General features: G+C 71.7%; 8 protein-coding genes. 3 read left to right on the top strand and 5 right to left on the bottom strand.

Annotated features, from left to right (window positions below):
* Positions 1 to 594 precede the first annotated feature (594 nt).
* Together AC0IW9_RS19235 and AC0IW9_RS19230 are read left to right on the top strand one after the other, a co-directional pair.
* Entirely contained in the window at positions 595 to 810 is a 216-nt protein-coding gene (locus AC0IW9_RS19235) for a hypothetical protein (protein WP_471649908.1), read from the top strand.
* 92 nt (positions 811 to 902) lie between these two features.
* The gene (locus tag AC0IW9_RS19230) at positions 903 to 1,514 is read left to right on the top strand and encodes a TVP38/TMEM64 family protein (protein ID WP_471649907.1); all 612 of its coding nucleotides are present in this window, start codon (positions 903 to 905) and stop codon (positions 1,512 to 1,514) included.
* Positions 1,515 to 1,516: 2 nt separating this feature from the next.
* Here the strand turns inward: AC0IW9_RS19230 and AC0IW9_RS19225 are convergent, their stop codons facing one another.
* From AC0IW9_RS19225 to AC0IW9_RS19210, 4 genes are all read right to left on the bottom strand, one after another.
* Positions 1,517 to 2,296 carry an SDR family NAD(P)-dependent oxidoreductase gene (locus tag AC0IW9_RS19225; RefSeq protein ID WP_471649906.1) on the bottom strand — a complete coding sequence of 260 codons (780 nt, stop codon included), beginning with the start codon at positions 2,294 to 2,296 and terminating at the stop codon, positions 1,517 to 1,519.
* Complete coding sequence (locus AC0IW9_RS19220) at positions 2,293 to 3,249, bottom strand: alpha/beta hydrolase (protein ID WP_471649905.1); 957 nt, start codon at positions 3,247 to 3,249, stop codon at positions 2,293 to 2,295. The genes AC0IW9_RS19225 and AC0IW9_RS19220 overlap by 4 nt, the downstream gene beginning before the upstream one ends.
* A gap of 202 nt (positions 3,250 to 3,451) precedes the next feature.
* Complete coding sequence (locus AC0IW9_RS19215; RefSeq protein ID WP_471649904.1) at positions 3,452 to 4,366, bottom strand: CDP-alcohol phosphatidyltransferase family protein; 915 nt, start codon at positions 4,364 to 4,366, stop codon at positions 3,452 to 3,454.
* The gene (locus AC0IW9_RS19210) at positions 4,363 to 5,052 is read right to left on the bottom strand and encodes a phosphatidylserine decarboxylase (protein WP_471649903.1); all 690 of its coding nucleotides are present in this window, start codon (positions 5,050 to 5,052) and stop codon (positions 4,363 to 4,365) included. Before AC0IW9_RS19210 ends, AC0IW9_RS19215 begins: the two co-directional genes overlap by 4 nt.
* 49 nt (positions 5,053 to 5,101) lie before the next feature.
* Between AC0IW9_RS19210 and AC0IW9_RS19205 the strand changes: the two genes are divergently transcribed.
* Positions 5,102 to 5,569: a hypothetical protein gene (locus AC0IW9_RS19205; RefSeq protein ID WP_471649902.1), complete on the top strand. Its 468-nt coding sequence runs from the start codon at positions 5,102 to 5,104 to the stop codon at positions 5,567 to 5,569.
* On the opposite strand, the gene AC0IW9_RS19200 is transcribed toward AC0IW9_RS19205, so the two are convergent.
* The coding region (locus tag AC0IW9_RS19200) for a LysM peptidoglycan-binding domain-containing protein (RefSeq protein ID WP_471649901.1) at positions 5,500 to 6,414 on the bottom strand (915 nt) is incomplete at its 5' end. The genes AC0IW9_RS19205 and AC0IW9_RS19200 overlap by 70 nt on opposite strands.

Raw genomic sequence — 6,414 nt, 5'->3', positions numbered from 1 at the left:
CCTCCCGATGGGGCACCTCCCGATGGGGCACCTCCCGATGGGGCACCTCCCGATGGGGCACCTCCCGATGGGGCACCTCCCGATGGGGCACCGCGAGGACCGGTGCGGCATCGGGCGCTGCGACGGGGACCGGGATGGCTGCGGGCTCCGGCGCCGGGATGGCGGGGGCCGGCTGCTCGGGCTCGATGGCGACAGGCGGGGGGACAGCGGGCGATGCGGCGACAGGAAGCGGGGCAACCGGCAAGGCGGGCTCGGCAGCGGTAGACGCGGCCACCGCTTCGGGTGCAGGTTCGGGCTCGGGCTCGGCCTGGAGCGGCACCGGGTCGAACTCGATGCCGGCAAAGGGGATATAGCGGAACGCCCTCAGATCGCAGGCTGCAGCCACCCTTGCGACTTCACGCTCCACGGTCGAGCAGCCCCCTCGCTTCTTCCGACATAGTGTATAACCTCACGGGTAAATCAAACACTTGCCTGAAAGGCATTTCCGGCTCGTTAGCGGTTCCGCAGCCATACCCTGCCCGCTTGATGCACGCCTTCGGCGAAAATACTAACACGGTATGCAGCCTATGCGGAGTGTTTGGAGGGCCGGCGAAAATGCCGGAGCCCTTCCGGAACGCGGCCGATCGACCCGCCGCCCCATGGTTTCAACCTCGGAGGACCCTGCCGCTGTCGCACATGATCGAGGCGAGCGTGATCGCCACCAGGCATGGCCAGTCCAGCAAGATTGGGCTGCTGCGCTACATCTTCGGCAGCATCGTTGCACTGGCGACGCTGTTCGGCCGGTTCATCGTTGCCGGTACGGAGTTCTGACCCTGGGCCGGTTTCTGCGGGACAAAAGGCTCTGGCTGGGGCTGGCGGCGGTCGCGCTGATCCTCGGGCTGCGGGCCACGGGGCTTGGCGATTTGCTGTCGCTTGAGACCTTACGGACACACCGGGCGGCGCTGACCGGCTGGGTCGGCGGCAATCTGGCGCTGGCGGCGGTCGCCTTCGTCGCGGCCTATGCGGCGGCGGTCGCCTTCTCGGTGCCGGGGGCGGTCATCCTGACGCTGTCCGGCGGCTTCCTGTTCGGGGCGGTGCTCGGCACCCTGCTGAGCATGGTGGGCGCGACCATCGGGGCGGTGCTGGTCTTCCTCTTTGCCCGGATGATCTTCGGGGACTCGGCGCTCGAGAAATTCGGGGAGCGCGGGCGGGTCCTGGCCGAGAGGATCCGGCGCAATGCCTGGTCCTACCTGCTGGTGCTGCGGCTGGTGCCGCTATTCCCCTTCTTCCTGGTCAACCTGGTGCCGGCCTTCGTCGGCGTGCGGCTGCCGGTCTATGCGCTGACGACCTTCTTCGGGATCCTGCCGGGGACGGCGGTCTTCAGCCTCTCGGGCGCCGGGCTGGGCTCGGTGCTGGATTCGGGCGGGGCGCTGGACCTGCGGAGCATCCTGACGCCGCAGATCCTGGGCGCGCTGTTCGGGCTGGCGGCGCTGTCGCTGGCCGCCATCCCGCTGAAGAACCGCTTCGCCAAATAGGCCTAGAGGGCGGTGTAGCCGCCATCCACGGTCCAGGCGGAGCCGGTGACGAAGCTGGCGCGGTCGGAGCACATCCAGACCACCGCCTCGGCGATCTCCTCCGGCTTGCCCATGCGGCCGAGCGCGGTGCGGGCCATGATCCGCTCGCCGCGCCGGCGCATGGTGTCCTCGGTCATCGGCGTCTCGATATAGCCGGGGCAGACGGCATTCACCCGGATGCCGTCGCCGGCATGGTCGAGGGCGGCGGCCTTGGTCAGGCCGATGACGCCATGCTTGCTGACGACATAGGCGGCCGAGCCCGGCCCGGCGACCAGCCCCATGATCGAGGCGGTATTGACGATGGCGCCGCCGCCCTGGGTCCGCATCTGCGCCACCTCATGCCGCAGGCAGCGCCAGACGCCGGTCAGGTTGACGTCGAGCATGCGGGCCCAGGCCGGCTCCTCCATGTCGGCCACCGGCACGCCGGCGGAGTTGAGCTGGTAGGGCGCGATCCCGGCATTGTTGAAGGCGCAGTCGAGCCCGCCGAAGGCGGCAACCGCAGCGGCGACCATGGCCTTCACCGCGGCATCGTCGGTGACATCGACCGCGATGGCGACCGCCTCGCCTCCTTGCGCCTCGATGGCGGCGACGGTGCGCTGGGCGCCTTCCAGGGTCAGGTCGGCGGCGGCGACCCAGGCGCCCTCACGGGCGAAGGCCAGCGCGGCGGCGCGGCCGATGCCGGAGGCGGCGCCGGTGATCAGGGCGGACTTGCCGTCGAGCATGCCCTTGCGCGGGGTGGTCATGCGGCGTCTCCGTATTGCCAATGGTAGGCCAGCGACAGCGCGGCGTGGCGGAGCGCGAGATCCGAGGCGGGGATGAACTTGCCCATGGTCAGGAAGGCATGGATCTGGTCGGCCATGTGGACATGGGTGACGCGCACGCCATCCGCCTCCAGCCGCTTCGCATAGGCCGCGCCCTCGTCGACCAGCGGGTCGTAGCCCGCCGTCATCACATAGGCGGTCGGCGTGCCGGCGAGGCTGGCGGCGCGCAGCGGCGAGGCCTGCCATTCGACGCGCCGGGCCGGGTCCGGGACATAGTGGTTGACGAACCAGCGCATGGTCTTGTCGGTGAGGATGAGCCCCTCGGTGAAGCGCTCATAGGCCGGGTGCAGCCCGGCCATGTCGGTCGCCGGGTAGAGCAGCATCTGGAAGCCGACCGCCGGCACGTCGCCGTCGCGGCCCATCAAGGCCAGCACGGCGGCGAGGTTGCCGCCGGCGCTGTCGCCGCCGACCGCGAGGCGGGCGGGGTCGATGCGGAGGCGCCCGGCATTGGCGGCGACCCAGCGCAGCGCCGCGGCGCTGTCCTCGACCGCGGCGGGATAGAGATGCTCGGGCGCCATCCGGTAGTCCACCGCGACGACGCAGCAGCGGGCGGCATTGGCCAGCGTCCGGCAGGGCTGGTCATGGCTGTCGAGGTCGCCGATGACCCAGCCGCCGCCGTGCAGGAAGACCAGGCAGGGCAAGGTCTCGGTCGCCGCGGTGCCGGCGGCGCGGTAGCGGCGGAGGCGGATGGGGCCGGCCGGGCCGGGGCAGCTCAGGTCCTCGACCTCGGCCACCTCGGCCCCTTCCGGCTGCAGCACGCTGCGCGACTTGGCCGAGGCGGCGCGGGCCTCCTCCGGGCTGAGGGTATGGAGGGGCGGGCGGCCCAATTCCTTGATGAGTTGCAGGACGCGGAGCGCGCCGGGGTCGATCGGCATGAGGTCAGCCTATCCAGGACAGGGGTGCGGAAGTGGCGGCATCGGGCCTGGCCCTGAACCCGAAGGCCCTGCCGGGGGAGATTCGGTGGCACCACATCGGCGGCATGGCCGTCCCCTCCAGGGCTGGGGCGGGTCGGGCCGCCTTCTTCGCCCTGAAGCCTAGCTGCCTACCGGATAGCGGGAAAGGCCGAAGCGCCGGCTTTCAGCCGGGCGCCTCGCCATTGCTCACCGCCACGGGTTCCAGCATCGATTCCGCTTCCCGCTTCAGCCGGTGGTAGCTGCGGGCGGAAAACGGCAGCATCCCGGCATAGATCAGCCCGCCGGTGGCCAGCGCGGCCCAGGGCTCGGTCAGCATCACCGCGACATAGGCGCCGATGCCGAGCAGCAGCGGTAGCACGTACTCGGACGGGACCTTGAAGTTCTTGAAGCTCCAGGTCGGCAGGGTGGAGACCATGAGGCCGCCCGAGACCACCAGCAGCAGCCCGACGAATATCGGGTGCCGCACCGCGCCGGCCAGCGTCGTCCAGCCCCAGTCCTGCAGCACGAGGGCGGCAAACAGTGGAAACAGCACCAGCCCCGCCCCCGCCGGCGCCGGCACGCCGGTGAAGAAATTCTGCGAATAGGCGGGCTTCGGCGGCGGCCCGGTCAGCGGCAGGGCCGGCGCATCCGACAGCGAGGCATTGAAGCGGGCCAGCCGCAGCGCGGAGCAGACGGCGAAGAGCAGGCAGGGCGCGAAGCCCAGGCCGCGCGCGTCGTGCAGCGTCCAGAGGAACAGGATCAGCGCCGGGGCGACGCCGAAGCAGAGGAAATCCGAGAGGCTGTCGAATTCGGCGCCGAAGCGGCTGGTCGCCTTCAGCAGCCGGGCGAGGCGGCCGTCCAGCGCATCGATCGCGGCGCAGACGACGATCAGCACCGCCGCCTTCTCCCATTGCGCATCGAGCGCGAAGCGGATGGCGGTGAGCCCGGCGCAGAGGCCGAGCAGGGTCAGGATATTGGGAATCAGCCGGTTGAAGGACGGGCCCTTGTAGCGCGGCCGGGTGCGCGGCCGGAACCGGCGCAGGCGGCCGCGGAAGCCGGGGCGGCCGCTGGAGCCACCGCCTGCACCGGTGCCGCTCACAGGGCGAACTTCGGCGGGGCGAGGTCGGCGATGACGGTTTCGCCGCCGATCATCGTCTGGCCTTCGACGACGCCGGGGCGGATGCCCTCGGGCAGGTAGACATCGGTGCGGCTGCCGAAGCGGATGATGCCGAAGCGGTCGCCGGCCTGGACCGTATCGCCCTCGCGGATGTCGCAGAGGATGCGGCGGGCGATGAGGCCGGCGATCTGCACCACCGCGAGGTCGCGGCCATCGGTCAGGCGGATGGCGATGGCGTTGCGCTCGTTGTCCACGCTCGCCTTGTCCAGGTTGGCGCTGAGGTACTTGCCGTGGCGATAGGCGATGCGGGTGACGGTGCCATCGACCGGCACGCGGTTCACGTGCACGTCCATCACCGAGAGGAAGATGGCGACGCGCCAGCGCGGCACCGGGCCGAGGCCGAGTTCCTCGGGCGGGACGGCCTGGACGATGCTGACGATATGGCCATCGGCCGGGGCCAGGACGAGGTCCGCGCGGTCGGGCGGGACCCGCGTCGGGTCGCGGAAGAAGTAGAGGCAGAAGAGGACGAAGATCAGCCCCAGCCAGAACAGCCAGGCGCCGAGCAGCAGCCCGCCGAGGACCGCCACCGCCGCACCGATGAGGAGGAAGGGCCGGCCCGCCGGATGCGGCGGGGCCAGCACGATTTTCAGACTTTGTCCAAGGGCCATGGCCGCGGTTTATGGTGCGTTCATGCCTGTGCGGCAAGCTATGCCTGACATGCAAATCATCCCCGCCCAAAGCCCGACGCCCCGGCCGCTGACGCTGGGACCTTTCGCCATCGATCAGGCTGGCACCCTGCAGCCGCGGGAGCCCGGGCTGCGCCCGGCGATGCGCTTCGCCTGGCGGGGGCGATGGTGCGAGGCCTCGCTCTCGCCGGAATCGGTGCAGCTCGCCACGATGGCGGCACGGATTCCCTCCACGGCGCAGGCGGGGGCGGACCGGCCGCAGGCCTTCGAGGCCATGGCCGCCCTGCCCGGCAGCCTGCCGCCGGGCTGGCGGGCGCGGCTGCTGCCGGACCACCGGATCATGCTGGAATCCAGCGCGCCCCTGCAGGAGCCGCCGACGGCGACGGAGCTGGTCGCGGCCATGGTGCGCTTCGCCCTGGCGCTGGACCCCTATCTGGACCGGCTGGAGACGGCCTGCGGCACGGCGGATGGTGCCTCCCCGGGCACGCTGAAGACCTGACCGGGATAGATCCGGCCGGGATCGCGGATCTGGTCCCGGTTGGCGGCATAGATGACGGTATAGCGCAGGCCGCGGCCATAGGCCCTTCGGGCGATGCGCCAGAGGCTATAGCCGGGCTGGACGATGACGCGGCCATCGCGCAGCGCCTCCTCCGGCAGGACATCGCGCTGGAAGGGCAGCTCGATCCGGGCGGCGACGGAGCCGGCGGCGGCAAGCTGGTCCACCCGCAGGGTATGGCGGCCGATGGTGGGCTGCTGCACCGGCGTCAGCGCCCAGCGGCCGGCGGGATCGGCCACGGCATCGCCGGCATGGTCCGCCCCGACATAAAGGCGGACCTGGGCGCCGGGTGGCGCACTGCCGGCGAAGCGCATGCCGCCGGCCTCGTCGTAATCCACCACATCGAGGCCGAGGCGCTGGCGGGACGGCTCCGGCGCCGGCGCGGCCTGGAGCAGGCGCGGGGCGGCAGAGCCGGCGGCGGTCGGCGGCAGCAGCACGGCCAGGGCGGCGGGGGCCGGTGCGGTACCCGGGTTCAGGGCCACCGGCGGCTCGGGCACCACCAGCAGCACGGTGTCGCGGGAGGGCACCGGCTCGCTGCCGGCCAGGCGGGACAGCAGCGACAGCTCCCGCAGGCCCGGGGCCAGGGGATCGGTCGGCAGGATGACCCATTCGCCGCGGCTGTCGGTGCGGGCCCGGCCGATGTCGCGGCCCGATTCCAGCAGGGTGACCTCGGCCCCCGGGGCGGCGCGGCCGGCGGTGACCAGCATGCCGCGGGCGCCGACACGGGCGACGTCGAAGCGGGGGGCCAGGGGCTCGGCGGCCGGCGCGGGCATCACGGGGGCTGCAGG

Source organism: Belnapia sp. AC561, assembly GCF_979252845.1.
The sequence above is the reverse complement of the archived record's forward strand: the minus strand, read 5'-3'. Positions and strand labels throughout refer to the sequence as shown.

What these genes read in the sequence shown, in the direction of transcription:
- AC0IW9_RS19225 (WP_471649906.1), bottom strand. Translation starts at nt 2,296, where the DNA reads ATGACCACCCCGCGCAAGGGCATGCTCGACGGCAAGTCCGCCCTGATC.
- AC0IW9_RS19220 (WP_471649905.1), bottom strand. Translation starts at nt 3,249, where the DNA reads ATGCCGATCGACCCCGGCGCGCTCCGCGTCCTGCAACTCATCAAGGAA.
- AC0IW9_RS19205 (WP_471649902.1), top strand. Translation starts at nt 5,102, where the DNA reads ATGCAAATCATCCCCGCCCAAAGCCCGACGCCCCGGCCGCTGACGCTG.
- AC0IW9_RS19235 (WP_471649908.1), top strand. Translation starts at nt 595, where the DNA reads ATGCCGGAGCCCTTCCGGAACGCGGCCGATCGACCCGCCGCCCCATGG.
- AC0IW9_RS19210 (WP_471649903.1), bottom strand. Translation starts at nt 5,052, where the DNA reads ATGGCCCTTGGACAAAGTCTGAAAATCGTGCTGGCCCCGCCGCATCCG.